This window comes from Methanoregula sp. UBA64 (assembly GCF_002502735.1).
Lineage (GTDB): Archaea > Halobacteriota > Methanomicrobia > Methanomicrobiales > Methanospirillaceae > Methanoregula.
In genome coordinates, this window is record NZ_DAQC01000006.1 from 101,011 (window position 1) to 117,878 (window position 16,868).

Here is a 16,868-nt window from a genome sequence, read left to right on the forward strand (position 1 = left end):
GTGATCAGATGCTGACCTGCGACCTGCACGTACATACCAGTTTCTCAAAAGACGGGGAGAGCAGTGTCGAAGATATTCTCCGGCAGGCAGAGGCGGTGGGCCTTGACGCAATCGCCATCACCGACCACGACTGCGTTGACGGCGCAAAGCTCGCGCTGTCCATTAAGACCCCGGTCCTTGTCATCCCGGGGATCGAGATCTCGACCAAGCAGGGACACCTGCTGGTGCTCGGGGTGACCGAGGTGATCCCCGCGGGCCTCGATGTCCGCGACACGGTTGCGATTGCAAAGCGCATGGGAGCGCTCGTGATCCTCCCCCACCCGTACCACATGTGGCGCCACGGGGTTGCCCGGAAGATCCGGGCCGCGATGAACATCGTGGACGCGGTCGAGGCGTTCAACAGCCGGTACATTGTCGGCTCGGCCAACCGGAAGGCCGGCCGGGTCGCGGCCCGGCTCGAAAAGCCCTGCGTGGGCGGGAGCGATGCGCACAATGCACGCTTTGTCGGGTACGGGAGAACGTTTGTGGAAGCAGAACCGGAGATGCAGGCGATCTTTGCTGCTATCCGTGCGGGAAAGGTCGATTACGGCGGACGCCAGACTCCGCTGCGGACCTACACCCGCCAGTCGCTCAACAACACATGGAGAAAGATAAAGAGGCTGACCCGGCGGTTCCGCGTCCGGTGAGGCTTGCGGTCCGGGTCTCGTACCTGGGCACCCGGTTCTACGGTTCGCAGCAGCAGGAGTCGGAGCGGACGGTCGAAGGGGAGTTCATTGCCGCGTGCCAGCGCACGAGCCTTTTTTCCGACTGGCGGGCTGCGGGGTTCTGTTCTGCCGGCCGGACCGACCGGGGCGTGCATGCCTGCGGACAGGTGATCGCGTTCTCGACGGCGTACCCGGACCGGGCAAGGGAGGCGCTCAACCGGCAGCTGCCGCCCGATCTCTGGTGCACGGCAACGGCCGTTGTCGCGGAACTGTTCCACCCGCGGTTCGATGCACGGTCGCGGACGTACCGGTATTATTTTTCGGATGCCCCGGAGAATCCGGCAGCGATGGAGACGGCCGCACGGGAATTTTTAGGCGAGCACAATTTTACGAACTTTGCCCGGGTGGGGGACAAGAACCCGTACCGGAAGATCCTTGCGATCCGGGTCGGGACTGATGGCCGGTTTTCGTTTCTTGAAGTGACGGCGGAAAGTTTTCTCTGGCACCAGGTGCGGTGCATGGCGGCGGCACTCTTTTCAGCAGGGAACGGCGAGCTGGACGCTGACGGGATCCGGCTGATGCTCGAAGGCCCGGCGGCCCGGTCGGTCCAGCCGGCGCCGGCCGAGGGGCTCATTCTCTGGGACACGGACTGCGGCCTCGCGTGGGATCCGATCCCGTCAGCGGACCGGAGCGCCACGTACTGCACCGAGCTCCTCCGGCACCACGCGCTCATGGAGCAGGTGTGCCGGGTGGTCAGGCCGGGGCCTCTTTGCGAATAAGAGCAGAATCCCGTTTTTTGTTGTATGAGTTGAGACGCTCTCGGGGGCTGCCGCCCCCGCCGCTGTGGCACCCCCCGGTTGCGATAGCTCTGCCTTGCCTGTTCGCAGGCATGAGCCCGTACAGGTAATACCGGGGCATCGTAATGCGCCCCGTCCCACTCGGGGGACTGGCGGCGCAAGAGGGGGGCTGCATGACAGTCCCATTTTCCTAAAATACAACGAAAGGAAACGCTGCGTAATCACCCGGCAGCCGGTACCTCGTTGAAATTCCTCGCACACCCGCTCTTTTTTGCCGCCTCGCTCACGGCCCCGGCAACGGCTTTGACCACGCCACGGTTTAAGACCTTGGGCAGGATGCGGTCCCGCCGGGGCTGCTTCACGTAATTTGCGAGTGCGTGGGCTGCGGCATATTTCATCTCGTCCGAAATCCGGGTGGCACAGACATCGAGAGCGCCCCGGAAGATGCCGGGGAACGCGAGCGCGTAGTTGATCTGGTTGGGGTAATCGCTCCGTGCGGTCCCGACCACAGCCGCTCCCGAAAGGAGGGCGTCCCGGGGGAGGATCTCCGGCACCGGGCTTGCAAGTGCAAAGACGATCGGGTCGTCCGCCATGCTCCGGACCATGGCCGGCGTCACGATTCCCGGCCCGGAGACGCCGATACAGACATCGGCGCCTTCCAGCGCATCCGCGAGCGTGCCGGTCCGTTCGCCCCGGTTGGTCTCGCCGGCGATGATGAACTTGTACTTGTTTGCGTACAGCCCTTCGCGGTCGCGGTGGATGATCCCCTGCCGGTCGCAGACAATGATGTCGTTTACGGCCGGGAAAAGTTTCGGGTCGTAGCCGATGTGCCGGAGCATCCGGGCGATCGCAACGCCGGCCGCTCCCGCCCCGCAGATGACTACGTTCAATTCCCCGAACTCTTTTTTCGTGACCGCACAGGCATTGAGGAGCGCTGCGAGCACCACGACCGCCGTCCCGTGCTGGTCGTCGTGCATCACCGGGATCCCGATGCCCTGCAGCGCCTCTTCGATCTCAAAGCATCTCGGCGCTGCAATGTCTTCGAGCGCGATCCCGCCAAAGACCGGGGCGATGTTTTTGATATCCTGGGCAAGGGCCGGGTGGGACCGGGCAAAGCAGACCGGGAAGGCGTCGATGTTTGCGAGTTTTTTAAAGAGGAGCGCCTTTCCCTCCATCGCGGGGATCGCGGCAGAGCCCCCGATGTTCCCGAGCGAGAGCACCCGTGAGCCGTCGGTCACGATCGCTATGGTGTTGGCCTTGATCGTGTACTTCCAGGCCAGTTCCTTGTCGTGTGCGATCTCCTTTGAGACCGCCCCGACCCCCGGGGTGTAGGCAAGCGAGAGGTCGTGCCGGTTTTTGATCCGGACCTTGGAGCGGACCTCGATTTTGCCGTGGTACTTCTCGTGGAATGCAACCGATTCCGCGTAGATGTTCTCCCGCTTTGGTCTGGTCATTACGGCCGCGTCCTGAATAGTTCAATGGTGGGAGCGGGGCATGATGAAGATTTGGTATATAATACACTGTTGATTATCTATCAAACAAAAAAATAATTAGTTCAATCCTATTGGGGCATAACACGTTTCAAGTCCAGATCTTTTCGAAAAAGATTATTTTGGTGAGTAATTATTATTTTCAAAAGTTAAAAGCCTTAACTTTAGCGAGCTGTAACTGTTTAAAGCCTTGGATTTTAGAGAAAATATTTTTCCTTTAATGAATCAAATTCGTTTTCAGCCTCGTGAACGCTTCCCCCTTTTATAAAGGCTTCATATTCATTATCTATATTCATCTTATGACAAAATTCCCGCAAATTTTTTGCTTTTTCAAATATGTGGAAAACTTCTAATTCGTCCAATTTTTTATTGTCCGGATAACTCTTAAGAATAAAATGAATTAATCCTTCCCTTAAAAACCTTGAAGCACTCTTGAGTTGAATTTTCCTTTGTTCTGAAGTAATTATCTGATCGTAATCTTCAGGTTGAATTTTCTTCATTATCGATTCAGTGTATCCTTTTAATGATTCGGTTATCTCTTTTAATTCCGATATTCTTTGTTCTAATTCAATTAACTCTCTCTCCTTTTTTCGTTTAGAGAGAAAATCTGCAAAAAGCCCTGCAAATTGTTCTCTTAAGAACTCTGAAATATCCTCAAAATTTTCGAAAGGCTGAATAAAAATACTACGTTGTTTTGCCAAAATTTCATCCAATAATTTGAAGATATTTATACTGTCTACATGAGCATATTGGATACCATCAGCTGTTCGGTTTTTTTTATAGGTTTGAAATTCGGTATTGACCGCTTTATCTACAAAAATAAAAATCGGGATTTTTAATTTCAATGCCTTTTCAAACTCGCTTTTTGTTACCGAATTATAAAATTCAAAAGGACCACTCCCCATTTTATTTATATCCTCGGAAGTTGGGTTTCCGTAATGTCCACCAATAATTAAAATAAGCATATGACAATTCGTAATTTCCTCATAGCACGATTCATCCAAAGGTGTATCCGGGGAATATGGGATATCCCCCCGCTCAAATAAAACCGGGTCAAATCCCATATCCTCTAAAAATGCTTGAAGATAGTTGCGAATATGCCTCAAATCGTAATAGGTGGAACTAACGAATACTCTCGGTCGGACCATTATCAATCATGAGTTTATAAAATTATTGAAAGTATTAATCTATCGTTAATGGTGGGCCCGAATTCAATTTTTATCTTTTCCCAGCTTTTTGAATAAAAAAGTGTTGCCCGATACCTATCCCATTATCCCGACCCCGAGCGTCCGGTCGATCCATGCCGTGATCATGTCCCGGGCCCTGCGGTAGCCGTCAAGGATCTCGTCATCGGTGCCGGGCGTTAAGTGCGGGTCCGGGACGCTGAAGTGGATCGTCTTTTTTGCGGAGGGAACGACCGGGCAGACCGCACGGGCGTTATCGCAGAGCGTGATGGCGAGATCGAGCGGGACGCCGTCGAACGTTGCAAGGGATTTGGGCTGGTGGCCGGAGATATCGATCCCGATCTCCTTCATTGCCGTGATGGCCCGGCTGCTCACCCGGCCGGCGGGGCGGAAGCCGGCCGAGAATGCCTCGTATTTATCGCCGTACTTTGCCCGCAGGTAGCCCTCCGCCATCTGGGAGCGGGCTGCGTTTGCGGTGCAGACAAAGAGGATGCGGGGACGGTCCATAGTCACTATTCTCTCCAAGGACCGATGCCCTAAAAAGAGTTTCTCCCGGGTGCCCGGGAAAAAACAGGAGGACCGGATCAGGCCCGCCTGGTGCCGGTTACCAGGTAAAACGTGAGCGAGGAAAAGAACCGCCCGGCTGCTGCGGCCTGCGCCTGCTCTCGGGCCCAGGATTCTGCCTCCCGGGAATCAAGGATGCCGGCCCGGACCGAAAGCGAGAGGGTTGTGTCGAGATCAAAGACCTTCTTTGCCAGCGCGAGATCGGTGATGACAAGGCATGAGGGCGTGACGGCGACCCCTTCGAGCCCCGCGTCATGGAACGCTGCAGGAAGCGTGCGGCCGGCCCAGCCGTTCGGGATATGATCGCACCAGAAGTTCAGGATCTTCCGGGTAGCCTCCCGCTCCCCGGGCCAGAGGACAAACGTCTCCCAGTCGGGCTCGAACGCCACCACTTTTCCGGCGGGCCGGGTCACCCGGGCCATCTCTTTTGTGACGGCAAAGATATCTGTCGTATGCTGGAGCACCCGGTCTGTCCGGACCGCATCGAACGAGGCATCCGCAAACGGGAGGTGTGCCGCGTCGCTCATCGCGTAGCCGGGAGAGGGGTGTCCCCCGGTGGTTCTCCCCTGCGCCGAGGCAAGCATGGTGCGGCTGACATCGATCCCGATCACATTTCCGCCGGCTCCCACCATGCCTGCAAGAATTGTCGCATCGACGCCGTTCCCGCAGCCGATCTCAAGCACCGCTGCGCCCGGCCGGATTCCCATCTCCACAAAACTGCGGCGCTTGCACTCCCTGAAAAACGGCATTGAATGGATGAGGTCGAGGTAGGTCACAAAGGAGTTCGCGTCCCCTGCCGCATCCACACCGGCAAATCCTGAAGCAAATGAGTCCATGGTATTCACGGGAAATTATTTCGTCGTTATCTGTTGTCGTTTCACGCATTTTAAAAAATTGGATTTTTTCACGTGCCTTACGGCGCTTCGCATCCGCAGGCATCGTTGCGGCCATTATACCAGCGCTCTTTAAGCCAGAATGCCACGTGGACAAGCCCGATCATCACCGGGACTTCCACGAGCGGCCCGATCACGGTTGCAAACGCAACAGCCGACCCGATCCCGAAGACCCCGATGGCAACCGCAATCGCGAGCTCGAAGTTGTTGGACGCAGCGGTAAACGAGAGGCTCGTGGCTTTCTTGTAACTCACGCCGAGTTTGAATGCCATCCAGAAGCTCACGAAGAACATGACGAGGAAATAGCAGACCAGCGGGATCGCGACCCGGACGACATCGAGCGGGACGGTCACGATGTATTCGCCTTTGAGCGCGAACATGACAATGATCGTAAAGAGCAGGGCGACAAGGGTTATTGGCGAGATCTTCGGGATGAAATCCTGCTCGTACCATTCGCGGGATTTTACCCGGAGGAGAGCGTACCGCGTGATAAGCCCGGCAAGGAACGGGATGCCGAGGTAGACAAACACGCTCACCGCGATCTCTGCCATGGTCACGTTCACCACGGTGCCGGAAGCGACGCCGAGGACTGCAGGGAGCAGCGTGATGAAGAAGTACGCGTACACCGCGTAGAAGAAGACCTGGAAGAGCGAGTTGAGGCCGACGATTGCCGCACAGTACTCGCAGTCGCCGCCGGCGAGATCGTTCCAGACGATCACCATCGCGATGCAGCGTGCGATCCCGACAAGGATGAGCCCGTACATCAAAAGAGGCTGGTCGCGCAAGAAGATCACGGCGAGCGCGAACATGAGCACCGGCCCGACGATCCAGTTCTGCACGAGCGAGAGGCCGAGCACTTTTGTATCCCGGAACACGTTTCTTAATTCCTCGTACCGGACTTTTGCAAGCGGCGGGTACATCATCAGGATAAGGCCGATGGCGATCGGGATCGAGGTGGTCCCGACCGAGAGGCCGGTGATCGCCGCCGGCACAGCGGGGAGGAAGTACCCGAGCGCGATCCCCGCGACCATCGCAAGGAAGATCCAGAGCGTGAGGTATGTGTCCAAAAAGGAGAGGCGTTTTGGTTCAGCCGTCATCATCGTTCATTCCCCGTTATTTTTCTTCGCAGGAGCACGGCTCTTCTTCGTGCGTCCCGCAGCAGGAACCGTCCGGCCCCCCGCAGGAGCATTCGCCGCTGTCCATGTCCTTTCCCCGGATGGCCGCGCCGATCATCGCCCATGCGCAGCCAACGCCGCTCTCTACTTCGATGGCCTGCACCGGGCAGTTCTTCGCGCACGCCCCGCATTCCATGCAGGCCCGGGGGTTTGCGAGCTCCGCGTGGTCTTTTCCTTCGGCAAAGACCCGGTGGGGGCAGACCTGCGTGCAGCGCCGGCAGTTGATGCATTTTTCCGGGAAATACTGAAGGGTGTTTTCCGCATAACAGTCTGCCATCACGCCACCCCCGCGAGCCGGAGTACGCCAAGCGCGATCCCGAGGACCGTCCCGAGGCCGGCGAGCACGACCATGGCCGGGACGTACCGGAAGATCTCTTTTTTCACTCCCGTCCGCGAGGTAAACGTGGTAGATCCCGTGAAGTTAAGCCCAAGGTACGCGACCACGGCCGGGATGATGAGGAACGGGACGAGTCCCGCGATGAGCTGTGCGGTGCCGGAGAGGCCGGGCGCCCGGACAAATGCGGCGGCAAACGGGATCGCGACAACGGCCCCGAGGATAAACCCTTTGAGGGAGAAATCTCTGGAGGGCAGGAACGGGAGCAGCGCCGGGAAGAGCACGGTTCCCGCGAGTACCGCGGCGATTGCTGCAAGCGCCGCCACCGGGCCGGCAAGGAAGAAGAGTACGGCTGCGGCAACGATCCCGTACAGGCCGAAGTGCACGAGCTCCATGGGGCAGAGCACGAGCCGGTCCAGAAGACCGAACCGGACGGTGCGCATCTCCGTGGTTGCCGTATGGGTGGCAAGGTACGCCGGGAGGTCGGCGGCCCGGACCGGGCCGTACTCGACCGAGAAGCCCGAGTACCGGGCAACTTCGTGGGCCGATATCCCGGGTGCGCCGAGCTGGGGCACGATGATTTTGCGGTACGCAACAACATCGGAAAGCCCGGTCACCGCGATCCGGCGGATCAGTTCGCCGGTCCCGAACGTGCCTTTCCCGGCAGCGCACCAGACATTGATGCCTTTGGTGTCAATGACAAGGATCCACGCGTCCCTCTCGGCAAGTGCCGAGCGGAGCGCATCGAAGCTGAGCGTGTAGTTCGCGGACGCAAAGACCGGGGAATTTTTGTCCGGGTTCCCGAGCCGGTACAGGCCCGGCGTGACGATATGGCCCGCCCGGTTGACGCCCCACCGGGCAAGGAAGTGGTCCCACCGGTTCCGGGCCGTGATCTCCGATGTTGTCTGCCGGATAACCGGTGCCGGGTGGTTGTCTCCCGGCCCTGAGCAGCAGCATGGTTTGGCAGGCGTATCCGGTTTTTTTGGGCCGGTCCCGCAGCAGGAACCGGCCGGTTGTGAAGATGGTAGGTTGTCGTTCATGGTATCACACGTTTTTTAATTCACCGTGACGGCCCGGTCTGCGGAAGGTTTTCCGCATCCCTTACCGCGTCGGCAAGGATCCCGATCTCAGGGAACTGCACGTCGGCCATCCCGTTTTTCTCGATCCCGTGATCTGTGGCAATGACATGGACTGGTTTTACCGCGGGAGATTCCGGCATTTTTTTCATGGCACAGCACTCGCTGCACCCGTCAATGACAATGATCCTGTCGGCATACGCGAGTTCGGCTTCGAGTGTTGCGGCAGACTGTTTTGCATCCACCCTGAGATAGTGCCCGGGCCGGCGCTGCATCAGCGCGAGTGCGGCCTGGGTCGTCAGTTTCCCGGTATTCGAGACACCGGAGCAGGTGACAAGTACGCAGGTCATAGCGGCATCACGGGGTTTCACCCGCTTATACAAGCCCGGGCGAGAATGTTGCAAGGAGCAGCAGCCCGTCTTTCCCCGCGACCACGCGGTGCACGGTGTCGGCCGGCATCACGCCGATCACTCCCGGCACGTACCGGATCTCTTTGGTGCCGACCGTGCAGGATCCCCCGCCCGCGAGCACTTCGTGAATCTCAACCTGCCCGGCATGGGCGTGGTCGCCGATGGCACAGCCGGGATCGATCCTCACGTGGTGGACGCTCAGGGCGCCCCCGGTATCGTTCCCGGTGATCAGATGTTTCATGGCAACCCCGGCAAATTTTGCGTGCGGGTTCCATGCGAGGCGGTCGGCAGTGCGGTCTTCTGCAATCAGCGCCACGAGATCGTGGCCGGGATTTTTCTGTATCATGCCAGTGCCTTCATTTCAAATTTTATTGAAATACTGGTGCAGGGCAACCGTATATACCTTGGCATTTCATAATAATTTGAAATGAAATCTTCCGGACGATCCTGCTGCGGTACGGGAAAACCCGCGAATAAAAACCGGGCCGCACGCTCCGATACCGGCCTTGCGGAGATCGAGCGCCTTGGCGGCGAGAAAGTGCTCTCCCGGGCAGTGCCGGAGGAAGCCGAGCTTGCCGCACAGAGCAAACGCTACCATGCCCTCTCCGATCCCCTGAGGCTCTCGATCCTCTACATCCTCAAAGACCAGCCGCTCTGCGTCTGCGTGATCAACCGGTTCATGCGGATCTCCGGTTCGAAACTTTCCTACCATCTCTCCATCTTAAAAGAGAGCGGGCTTATCGATGGCGAGTGCCAGGGCAACTGGATCATCTACTCGATCACGGAGACCGGGAAAAAATACGTGCAGTAACTCCCTGGCCTCTTATCTGTGGGAAGACACCTTTTTGTACTCGGCAAGCAGGGCCGCGGCATATTCCCCGGCAAGCGCCGGCGGGATGTAGTTCTCCTCTTCCACCTTTCGCATGAGTTCGGCCGTAATATCTGCATCGCGTGTCAGCTTTTTTGCGTCCACCGCGGCAAATGCGGCAGGAAGCCCGTTGATCCCGACCGGTTTTCCCGCAACCGTGATCTTTTTGATCCCAAAGAGGGCGTTTGCCTGGCAGGGGCAGAGGGTATCGTGGTCCATGTTACTTCTTCTCCCGTGCGTTCCGGTACGCCGCTGCTGCTGCAATGATTTTTTTACAAAATGCATCGCTGAAGTACGCGTGGGTGTACGTCCCGATCGCGGCGTTCTCGAAAAGCCCGTCGTTCCCGTTCCCGATGCCGGCCCCGCTTGTGAGCCGGAGCGCAAAGCGTGCATCGCGGTCGCACTCGACATGCGAGTAATGGAACTCGTGGCCCCGGACCGCGACCGTGCCCGGCCAGAGGCCGGCGCTCCCGGAGAATGCGCCTTTCACGTACCCGAGGGCTGCAAGCCGTTTTGTCATGACCGCCCGGCCGGGCAGGATCCCGGTCATTTTGTACTCCTTCCCTTCGGATTCGAGCGAGCCGCAGAGGTACATGAGCCCGCCGCACTCGCCGTATATTGGCATCCCGTCTTCCGCGAGCGTGCGGATCGCTTTGGTGGACCTCGATCGTGCGAGCGCCGCTGCGTGGAGCTCCGGGTATCCTCCACCGAGATAGATCGCATCGGCTTCCGGAATTTCTCCGGCAACCGGGGAAAATTGCCGGATCTCTGCGCCGGCCCGGGCGAGCCGGTCGATGTTGTCCTGGTAATAAAAGCAGAACGCTGCGTCGCGGGCAACGGCGATTACGGGCCGGTCCTTTTTTGGCCGGGCGTCCGGTGCGGCCGTTTTTGGCAGGTCAGGCGCCGGTGCGGCCCGGGCGATCTCAAGGATCCGGTCGAGGTCGCAGGTCTCCTCAATCACCTTCCCGTACTTTGTGAGCGCCGGGGACTCGTCTGCCATGAGCAGGCCCAGGTGCCGGCTCTTTACTTCAGCATCCGGCTGTCGGGGCACCCAGCCGAGCGCCGGGACATACTCCTCTTCTGCGATCATCTGCCGGTGCCGGTCGCTGCCGCCCCGGTTGTAGATGACGCCGGCGATCTTTATCCCGGGGTCGAAGTCCCGGAAACCCTTGATGGTCGCGTGGATGCTGCGCGAGACGGCCTTTACGTCCACGACCAGGATCACCGGGGCGCCGAGCACCCGGGCCACGTGGGCGGCGCTCGCGGTATCGGAACCTTCGCGCCCGTCAAAGAGGCCCATCGCCCCTTCGATCACCGCGATGCCGGCGCCGGCCGAGGCTTCGGCAAATGTCCGTTTTATCCCGGCCTCGCCCATCATGCAGATGTCGAGGTTCCGCGACGGCCGGCCGCAGATGAGCGTGTGGTGCGAGGGGTCGATGAAGTCCGGGCCGGTTTTAAAAGGCTGGACGGTAATGCCCCGGGCCACGAGCGCTGCCATCAGGCCGGTGGCGATCGTGGTCTTGCCGCAGCCGCTGTGGGTGCCGGCGACAAGGACCCGGGGGATTACGGTCTGCATGATCATTTTTTGCCTCGTTCGTGAGTAAAATCTGTTGGATCGTGTTCCTCTAGGTCCGGCGCTTTAGGTTCTGCTCAAGCCCGGTAAGGAATGCAACGCTCTGCTCGTATGCCGCAATATTGGAAACCTCGATCACCCGCGACGCGGTTTCTGGGAGGAGCGGGAGGATGCCTGCAAAGTCGATCGTCCCGGTCCCGCAGGCCGCGTGGTCGTCGTTTGTTCCCCGGTTATCGTGGAAGTGGATATGGCAGGGCCGGCTCGTTTCTGCGAACGCGTCAAGGGCATTGTTGAGCCGGGCGTGGCCGACATCGAGCACGAAGCCGAGGTCGCGGGACGCGAGATCGGGCACGAGGTCCGGCTGCCGGAAATGGAGGCACTCCCACGAACCCATGTTCTCGATCCCGATCCGCACGTCATGCTCCTGCTGGACAATGCAGAGATCGTCGAGCGACCGGACCAGCGATTCCCGTGAGACCGCCCGCATGTTCTCCCACGGGAAGTACCCCGGGTGCACCACGAGCACGGTGGCGTGGATGCTGTCGCAGATCCCGCAGAGATCGTCGATCACCGCAAGGCTTGCCGCCCGGATCCGCTCGTTCGTGCTTGCGAGATTGATGTCCGAAAGGGGAGCGTGCACGGTGTAGTGTGCGGAGACCGACTGGCAGTCCTCGTGGTACCGAAAGAGGTCGTGGAGCCCTTCGGATACGATCTCGATTCGGTCGGTCTTCTCGCGGACAAACGGGAGGGCTTCTTGTAAGGGCAGGTCCATACAGCAGAACGTGGAACAGCCGTACTGTGCGGTCATCTGGATATCTCTCCTTTTGCGGTACAGCGGGAAATAAGATCGGATCCGGTAACGGTGGAGAGCCGGCCGGAGGCTGCCATGCGGTCGAGGTACGCCGTTGCTGCACCCCCGGTAAAGTCCGGCACTGCGGCCGTTTTGTTCTCCGCGACAAAGAGGACCGGGGTGGTTGTCTCTTCTGCAAGGACGCGGAGGTTGTCGAGGTTCCCCTGCCCGACCGGCGCTGCGGTAAGAACAACGAGATCTGCTGCGCCGATCTGGTGTGCCAGCGCAGCGTGCGAGGGGCCGGTGATGGGCGCAAACGGCGGCTCCGTGATGCAGGCGATCCCGAGCTCGGTTGCCGCTGCGTAATCGGAATCGTTCATGGCAAGGACGCCGGTCGTGACCCGGCAGCCGGCCCGGTGCAGGGCCCGGAGGATCGAAGCGCCGGTTCCGCCACCGGAGATCACGTGCACCCGGCGGCCGGTGGGCGCCTTCCCGGGCTCCTGCAGGAGCAGGACGACAAGGGGCTTTCCCGTCCCGGGGTGGATGGTTACCGCGGCCGTGATCCCGAACACATCTGCGAGGAGTGCCGGCGTGATCACCTCGGCCGGCGTGCCGGCCGTTACGATCTTCCCGTCCTTTAAGACAATGATCTCGTCGCAGAAGTACGCGGCGAGGTTGAGGTCGTGGAAGACGCCGATGACTGCGATCCCGGATGAGAGTTTTTTGATGGTCGAAAGGATCTCGACCTGGTGGCTGATGTCGAGGTGCGAGGTCGCCTCGTCAAGGAGGAGGTGGCGGGGTTCCTGCGCGAGCGCCCGGGCAATGATCGCCCGCTGGAGTTCGCCGCCGCTGATCGCGTTGATGGGCCGGGCCGCGAGATGAGTGATGCCGGTGAGTTTCATTGCCCGGTCGCAGGCAGCAAGATCCGCCTCACTCTCGCGGGAAAACCGGCCGAGCCGGGGGTACCGACCCATCAGGACAACGTCCCGGACCGTAAAGTCAAAGCCGGCCGTTGTCTCCTGCGGGACGACCGCAACGGACTGCGCAAGCTCGCGGCTCGTGAGGGCGTCGAGCGGCCGGCCGTCGAGCTTTACGATCCCGGCTGCGGGAGCGATGACCCGGCTGACGGCCTTTAAGAGTGTGGTTTTACCCGAGCCGTTCGGGCCGATGATCCCGGCAAACGTGCCGGTCTTTGCTTCGAAGGTTATCGCGTCGAGCACTTTTCGTGCCCCGTAGTTTACGTCAAGGCCGGCAAGTTCGATCACGCGGCATACCTCCGTTTTAAAAGCCAGATGAAGAACGGTGCGCCCAAAAATGCCGTCACGATCCCGACCGGCATCTCGTTACCGATTGTCCGGGCCACGGTGTCGGAGAGCGCAAGCAGGATCCCGCCGGCAAGCATCGCGGCCGGCAGCAGGACCCGGTGGTCCGGGCCGACCACGAGCCGGACCACATGCGGGGTAATAAGGCCCACAAACCCGATGCAGCCGGCGATTGCCACCGCGATACCGGTGACAAGCGAGCTGATCCCGAGAAGGACGAGCTTGAGCTTCTCGGTGTTGACGCCCAGATGGATCGCGTCCTCCTCGCCCATGGAAAAGATGTTGAGCTCGCGGGAGAAGAAGAGGAGCGCGAGCGCGGCCGGCACGATCACGAGACCGAGCTCCACATCGCTCCATGAAATATTCCAGAACCCGCCCAGCAGCCAGAAGAGGATCTGATGGAGGTTCTGGCCCGAGGAGTACATGACCGCGGAGAGGACGGCGGCAAAGAACATCGAGACCGCGATCCCGGTAAGGAGCAGCTGCTCGACCTGCACCCGGCCCTTGTTCTGCGCTATGCCGTACACGAGAAACGATGCGCCGAGGCAGCCGATAAACGCAAAGAGGCCGTGGAGCGCCCCGCCGAGGCAGACGATGGCGAGGGCCGCCCCGAGCGCCCCGCCCGATGAGGTGCCAAGGAGGTACGGGTCGGCCATGGAATTCCGGAACAGGCCCTGCATCACGACACCGGCCGCGGCAAGCCCGGCCCCGACAAGCATCGCGGCGATCACCCGGGGCAAGCGGACATCGAAGAGGATGAGCGACGCGGTGTCGCTGCCGTTCATGCCAAAGAAGGGCGTTCCCGCCGGGCCAAACCCGGTGCAGAGTACAACGGTTGCAACCGCGGCAACGACTAATACGCCGGTGACCGCGTACCCTTTCTGCATAGGGTATATTTTAGTTGAATTAAGTAAAATATTCTTGTATCCTTTTGGGCAGCATCATGCTCTGTCGTCGGCAGGTGCCGGACCGGGCTGGGGGTTGTCCGGGTACCTGTGCCGGTTCCACCGTTCTCTTTGCGGTCCGCTCAGAAGCTGTGCGCCTGCAAAAACGCTGCCGCCATCTGCCCGGCGCCATCGGCAAACATCTGGACCGATAAGCCGAGGAGAACGATACCAAAAACCCTGACCACGATCTCCAGCCCCTGCCGCCCGAGGACCCTGGCAATGATATCAGACGCAAGGTTGCAGAGGATGATAAGGATGCAGACAATGGCAACGACCGCAATCGCAGCGGCAAAGTGTCCCCCGGTGAGCGCCTCGTTGCCGTAGATGGTCGCGACCGTGATCGTTCCGCCGCCGATGTAGATCGGAAAGATCAGGGGCACGAGGATGGTCGGGATATAGGCCTCGGCCGCTTTCCAGGGCGTGAGCCCTTTTGCGGATGAGGTGGTGGCGTGGACCTGTTCTGTCCGCGTCCCGCTGACCATGGAGAGTGCGATGACGAGAAGCAGGATGGCGCCGGCAATCTCGAATGCCGGGACCGAGATCCCAAAAAACGAGAGGGCCGCGGATCCGAAAAACATGCAGAGCACGATAATGCCGAAGATCACCGGCCCGAGCAGGATGGCAAATGCCTGGCGGGTGCGGGGCGACTCGATATCGGCGGTATACATGAGATAAAACGGGATATTTCCCAGGGGGTTGGTGATGGCAAAGAGCGCTGCAAAAAACGCAACAAAAAACGATGCCTGGTCCATAGTGTCCCATGCATGGGAGATTACAAGTAGTTTACGGTACCGGTCCGGCCGTGACCCGGTGCCGCGATAAAATTACCCGCACCGGAGAATACCCGGGACTGATAAAAAATCGTTGTGGAAAATGGCGGATGGAGGTATATGCCAAAAAAAGCCGGCGCCCCGGGTTATTTTTCCCGCAGTGCGAACAGGGCGAGCGCTGACAGGCAGGCACCAGCGGCCGCAAGGGATCCAAAGCCCGGCGCCGCAGGTTTCGGCGTGCCGGGAGCGGTCGTTTTATCCGATTCCCGGACATCGGCTGCAATGATCTCGAGGGCGTCAACGACCCGCGGCCCGGCCCGGTCCACCGTGTCGGAATCGATCACGTATACCCGGTGGTTTTTGATGGCAGAGATCCCGGCAAACCGGGTCTCGTTCCCGAAATACTGCGCCACAGAGTCCTCGCTGCCGCCCATGCCGGTGCCCGAGTTTACGATCAGGATATCGGGGTTTGCCGCGATGAACTCCTCGGTGCCGATCGTAGCGTACCCGGTTTTACCGGCAAATGCATTCGTGCCGCCGGCCATGCTGATGAGCTCGTCCTGGAACGTCCCGCTGCCGCTCGCGTAGATGGGATCGTTCCAGATGATGTGGGCGACTTTCGGGTGCGCACCGAGGGCCGAGGCGTTTGCTTCGGTTGCCCGGATCCGTGCAGTAAGCGAAGCGACCCGAGCGGAGGCATTGTCCCCGGCGCCGGCAGCTTCACCGACAAGCGTGATGTCCTGTAAGATCCCGGAGACATTTTTCGGGTTTGTTACCATCACGGTCATGTTGAGTTTTCGCAGGTGATCGACCAGCTCCGCACCGTTTCCTTCGGAGGCTACCACAAGGTCCGGGTGCTGTGCGGCAACTTTTTCAACGCTCACCGTGCTGAACCCGCCGATCTTTGGTTTTGTCAAAGCTTCGGGGGGATAGTTGCAGTAATCGGTGACCCCGACAACCTTGTCGCCAAGACCGAGCGCGAAAAGGATCTCGGTGTTCGTGGGCGCGAGCGAGACGATCCGTTCCGGGGTCCCGGTGATCGTGACCGTGGTGCCGTAATCGTCGGTGACGGTCCGGGCCGGTGCGGTAGTATTGGCCGGCGGTGCCGCAAGCGCCGGGGCTGCGGCAAGGCAGAGGACTGCGGCGAAAATGAGGATGAGATAGATCTGTTTCATGGGTATCTTTGTCCGTTCTGATGGGAGATTAAGGATCTTTTTTTACCGGGTGCCGCCCGGCCCGGCGCGAGGCTACCGCTGCCTTTTTGTCCGCCGGTCCGGGCCGGTCTGGTTCCCCGGGAAAGACCGGCTCTTCAAGGCAGTCGCCGGTGCTAATCCCGGTTTTTTAAAAAACGGGAACGGCCGGCACGGCCCTGGTCCCGGTTCAGGCTGCATGGTTTGCAACGGCCCGCTCGTGATCGATGGCATACCGGGCAAAGCTGTCCGGGTCGGCAAACGGCCCGGTGTTCAGGGAAGTAACGGTTCCCGGATCCGAGCGGTACATCTGTGCGGTGTTCCCGGCCCCGGGAGCGTACGAGTACCGCACTTCCAGGGCATTCTCGTGGCCGTGCAGGCCCGGGGCCCGTCCATGGTTGTACGCAACGGCCACCGCCCACGCGTTCTCCTGCATGTCGAGGTACACGGTCCCGACCAGCATCTGGCTGTCCTGCCGGACCATCACTTCGTTCTCGAACTTCTCTATTGCCTGCCGGGTCGGCCCGGCCGGCGTGCATCCGAAAAATTTTGGCATGGTTTGTGAATTCTCCCCTTTTTTTATCCGTCTTTTATGGAACATGCAGTCTCCTGCAGATCCGGGCAGATCGTTTTTGCAAATAACTGGCAGTCCAGCTGGAGCCGGAGGTTGGGTTTGAATTTTCTCTTCCGCGTACGGGGTTCTTTTCCCTGAGGGCGTACGGATAATTTTGGCATTGTTGTTGCACTTCCCTCATTTACGGTAAAAAACAGGGACATGAGG

General features: G+C 59.7%; 20 protein-coding genes. 3 read left to right on the plus strand and 17 right to left on the minus strand.

What is annotated here, in order from left to right; all coding sequences use genetic code 11:
• Positions 1-8 precede the first annotated feature (8 nt).
• Together BP758_RS08880 and truA are read left to right on the plus strand one after the other, a co-directional pair.
• The gene (locus tag BP758_RS08880; protein ID WP_292370519.1) at positions 9-686 is read left to right on the plus strand and encodes a PHP domain-containing protein; all 678 of its coding nucleotides are present in this window, start codon (positions 9-11) and stop codon (positions 684-686) included.
• Entirely contained in the window at positions 641-1,483 is an 843-nt protein-coding gene (truA, locus tag BP758_RS08885) for a tRNA pseudouridine(38-40) synthase TruA (protein WP_292370520.1), read from the plus strand. The genes BP758_RS08880 and truA overlap by 46 nt, the downstream gene beginning before the upstream one ends.
• A gap of 239 nt (positions 1,484-1,722) precedes the next feature.
• Here the strand turns inward: truA and BP758_RS08890 are convergent, their stop codons facing one another.
• From BP758_RS08890 to BP758_RS08930, 9 genes are all read right to left on the minus strand, one after another.
• The gene (locus BP758_RS08890; protein WP_292370521.1) at positions 1,723-2,955 is read right to left on the minus strand and encodes an NAD(P)-dependent malic enzyme; all 1,233 of its coding nucleotides are present in this window, start codon (positions 2,953-2,955) and stop codon (positions 1,723-1,725) included.
• Between the two features lie 233 nt (positions 2,956-3,188).
• Entirely contained in the window at positions 3,189-4,139 is a 951-nt protein-coding gene (locus BP758_RS08895) for a DUF4062 domain-containing protein (RefSeq protein ID WP_292370522.1), read from the minus strand.
• Positions 4,140-4,253: 114 nt separating this feature from the next.
• Positions 4,254-4,682 carry an arsenate reductase ArsC gene (locus BP758_RS08900; RefSeq protein ID WP_292370523.1) on the minus strand — a complete coding sequence of 143 codons (429 nt, stop codon included), beginning with the start codon at positions 4,680-4,682 and terminating at the stop codon, positions 4,254-4,256.
• Positions 4,683-4,759: 77 nt separating this feature from the next.
• Positions 4,760-5,575: a methyltransferase domain-containing protein gene (locus tag BP758_RS08905; protein ID WP_292370524.1), complete on the minus strand. Its 816-nt coding sequence runs from the start codon at positions 5,573-5,575 to the stop codon at positions 4,760-4,762.
• A 77-nt stretch (positions 5,576-5,652) separates the two neighbouring features.
• Positions 5,653-6,729: an ACR3 family arsenite efflux transporter gene (gene arsB / locus BP758_RS08910; RefSeq protein WP_349680508.1), complete on the minus strand. Its 1,077-nt coding sequence runs from the start codon at positions 6,727-6,729 to the stop codon at positions 5,653-5,655.
• Positions 6,730-6,745: 16 nt separating this feature from the next.
• The gene (gene hgcB / locus BP758_RS08915; RefSeq protein WP_292370526.1) at positions 6,746-7,084 is read right to left on the minus strand and encodes a mercury methylation ferredoxin HgcB; all 339 of its coding nucleotides are present in this window, start codon (positions 7,082-7,084) and stop codon (positions 6,746-6,748) included.
• A complete protein-coding gene (hgcA, locus tag BP758_RS08920; protein WP_292370527.1) occupies positions 7,084-8,181 on the minus strand; it encodes a mercury methylation corrinoid protein HgcA in 1,098 nt (365 codons plus the stop codon). Before hgcA ends, hgcB begins: the two co-directional genes overlap by 1 nt.
• Before the next feature lie 20 nt (positions 8,182-8,201).
• Positions 8,202-8,567, minus strand: a complete 366-nt coding sequence (locus BP758_RS08925; protein ID WP_292370528.1) for a putative zinc-binding protein — start codon at positions 8,565-8,567, stop codon at positions 8,202-8,204.
• Positions 8,568-8,592: 25 nt separating this feature from the next.
• Positions 8,593-8,973, minus strand: coding sequence for a cupin domain-containing protein (locus tag BP758_RS08930; protein WP_292370529.1), 381 nt, complete (start codon positions 8,971-8,973; stop codon positions 8,593-8,595).
• 81 nt (positions 8,974-9,054) lie between these two features.
• On the opposite strand from BP758_RS08930, the gene BP758_RS08935 reads away from it, so the two are divergent.
• Positions 9,055-9,438 (plus strand): ArsR/SmtB family transcription factor, encoded by a 384-nt coding sequence (locus BP758_RS08935; RefSeq protein ID WP_292370530.1) that lies wholly within the window; start codon positions 9,055-9,057, stop codon positions 9,436-9,438.
• A gap of 12 nt (positions 9,439-9,450) precedes the next feature.
• Here the strand turns inward: BP758_RS08935 and BP758_RS08940 are convergent, their stop codons facing one another.
• From BP758_RS08940 to BP758_RS08975, 8 genes are all read right to left on the minus strand, one after another.
• Positions 9,451-9,714 (minus strand): hypothetical protein, encoded by a 264-nt coding sequence (locus BP758_RS08940; RefSeq protein WP_292370531.1) that lies wholly within the window; start codon positions 9,712-9,714, stop codon positions 9,451-9,453.
• 1 nt (position 9,715) lies between these two features.
• Positions 9,716-11,071, minus strand: coding sequence for a cobyrinate a,c-diamide synthase (locus tag BP758_RS08945; RefSeq protein WP_292370532.1), 1,356 nt, complete (start codon positions 11,069-11,071; stop codon positions 9,716-9,718).
• 49 nt (positions 11,072-11,120) lie between these two features.
• Positions 11,121-11,876 (minus strand): sugar phosphate isomerase/epimerase family protein, encoded by a 756-nt coding sequence (locus tag BP758_RS08950; RefSeq protein ID WP_292370533.1) that lies wholly within the window; start codon positions 11,874-11,876, stop codon positions 11,121-11,123.
• Positions 11,873-13,123, minus strand: coding sequence for an ABC transporter ATP-binding protein (locus tag BP758_RS08955; RefSeq protein ID WP_292370534.1), 1,251 nt, complete (start codon positions 13,121-13,123; stop codon positions 11,873-11,875). The genes BP758_RS08950 and BP758_RS08955 overlap by 4 nt, the downstream gene beginning before the upstream one ends.
• Positions 13,120-14,067 (minus strand): FecCD family ABC transporter permease, encoded by a 948-nt coding sequence (locus BP758_RS08960; RefSeq protein ID WP_292370535.1) that lies wholly within the window; start codon positions 14,065-14,067, stop codon positions 13,120-13,122. The genes BP758_RS08955 and BP758_RS08960 overlap by 4 nt, the downstream gene beginning before the upstream one ends.
• Before the next feature lie 140 nt (positions 14,068-14,207).
• Positions 14,208-14,879 carry a MarC family protein gene (locus BP758_RS08965; RefSeq protein WP_292370536.1) on the minus strand — a complete coding sequence of 224 codons (672 nt, stop codon included), beginning with the start codon at positions 14,877-14,879 and terminating at the stop codon, positions 14,208-14,210.
• Between the two features lie 164 nt (positions 14,880-15,043).
• A complete protein-coding gene (locus BP758_RS08970) occupies positions 15,044-16,072 on the minus strand; it encodes a cobalamin-binding protein (protein ID WP_292370537.1) in 1,029 nt (342 codons plus the stop codon).
• Positions 16,073-16,277: 205 nt separating this feature from the next.
• Positions 16,278-16,643 (minus strand): hypothetical protein, encoded by a 366-nt coding sequence (locus tag BP758_RS08975; RefSeq protein WP_292370538.1) that lies wholly within the window; start codon positions 16,641-16,643, stop codon positions 16,278-16,280.
• Between the last annotated feature and the right edge of the window lie 225 nt (positions 16,644-16,868).

Bases quoted from the DNA above. Each gene is read 5' to 3' on its own strand.
- BP758_RS08880 (WP_292370519.1), top strand. From the start codon at position 9: ATGCTGACCTGCGACCTGCACGTACATACCAGTTTCTCAAAAGACGGG.
- truA (WP_292370520.1), top strand. From the start codon at position 641: ATGGAGAAAGATAAAGAGGCTGACCCGGCGGTTCCGCGTCCGGTGAGG.
- BP758_RS08890 (WP_292370521.1), bottom strand. From the start codon at position 2,955: ATGACCAGACCAAAGCGGGAGAACATCTACGCGGAATCGGTTGCATTC.
- BP758_RS08895 (WP_292370522.1), bottom strand. From the start codon at position 4,139: ATGGTCCGACCGAGAGTATTCGTTAGTTCCACCTATTACGATTTGAGG.
- BP758_RS08900 (WP_292370523.1), bottom strand. From the start codon at position 4,682: ATGGACCGTCCCCGCATCCTCTTTGTCTGCACCGCAAACGCAGCCCGC.
- BP758_RS08905 (WP_292370524.1), bottom strand. From the start codon at position 5,575: ATGGACTCATTTGCTTCAGGATTTGCCGGTGTGGATGCGGCAGGGGAC.
- arsB (WP_349680508.1), bottom strand. From the start codon at position 6,729: ATGACGGCTGAACCAAAACGCCTCTCCTTTTTGGACACATACCTCACG.
- hgcB (WP_292370526.1), bottom strand. From the start codon at position 7,084: ATGGCAGACTGTTATGCGGAAAACACCCTTCAGTATTTCCCGGAAAAA.
- hgcA (WP_292370527.1), bottom strand. From the start codon at position 8,181: ATGAACGACAACCTACCATCTTCACAACCGGCCGGTTCCTGCTGCGGG.
- BP758_RS08925 (WP_292370528.1), bottom strand. From the start codon at position 8,567: ATGACCTGCGTACTTGTCACCTGCTCCGGTGTCTCGAATACCGGGAAA.
- BP758_RS08930 (WP_292370529.1), bottom strand. From the start codon at position 8,973: ATGATACAGAAAAATCCCGGCCACGATCTCGTGGCGCTGATTGCAGAA.
- BP758_RS08935 (WP_292370530.1), top strand. From the start codon at position 9,055: ATGAAATCTTCCGGACGATCCTGCTGCGGTACGGGAAAACCCGCGAAT.
- BP758_RS08940 (WP_292370531.1), bottom strand. From the start codon at position 9,714: ATGGACCACGATACCCTCTGCCCCTGCCAGGCAAACGCCCTCTTTGGG.
- BP758_RS08945 (WP_292370532.1), bottom strand. From the start codon at position 11,071: ATGCAGACCGTAATCCCCCGGGTCCTTGTCGCCGGCACCCACAGCGGC.
- BP758_RS08950 (WP_292370533.1), bottom strand. From the start codon at position 11,876: ATGACCGCACAGTACGGCTGTTCCACGTTCTGCTGTATGGACCTGCCC.
- BP758_RS08960 (WP_292370535.1), bottom strand. From the start codon at position 14,067: ATGCAGAAAGGGTACGCGGTCACCGGCGTATTAGTCGTTGCCGCGGTT.
- BP758_RS08965 (WP_292370536.1), bottom strand. From the start codon at position 14,879: ATGGACCAGGCATCGTTTTTTGTTGCGTTTTTTGCAGCGCTCTTTGCC.
- BP758_RS08970 (WP_292370537.1), bottom strand. From the start codon at position 16,072: ATGAAACAGATCTATCTCATCCTCATTTTCGCCGCAGTCCTCTGCCTT.
- BP758_RS08975 (WP_292370538.1), bottom strand. From the start codon at position 16,643: ATGCCAAAATTTTTCGGATGCACGCCGGCCGGGCCGACCCGGCAGGCA.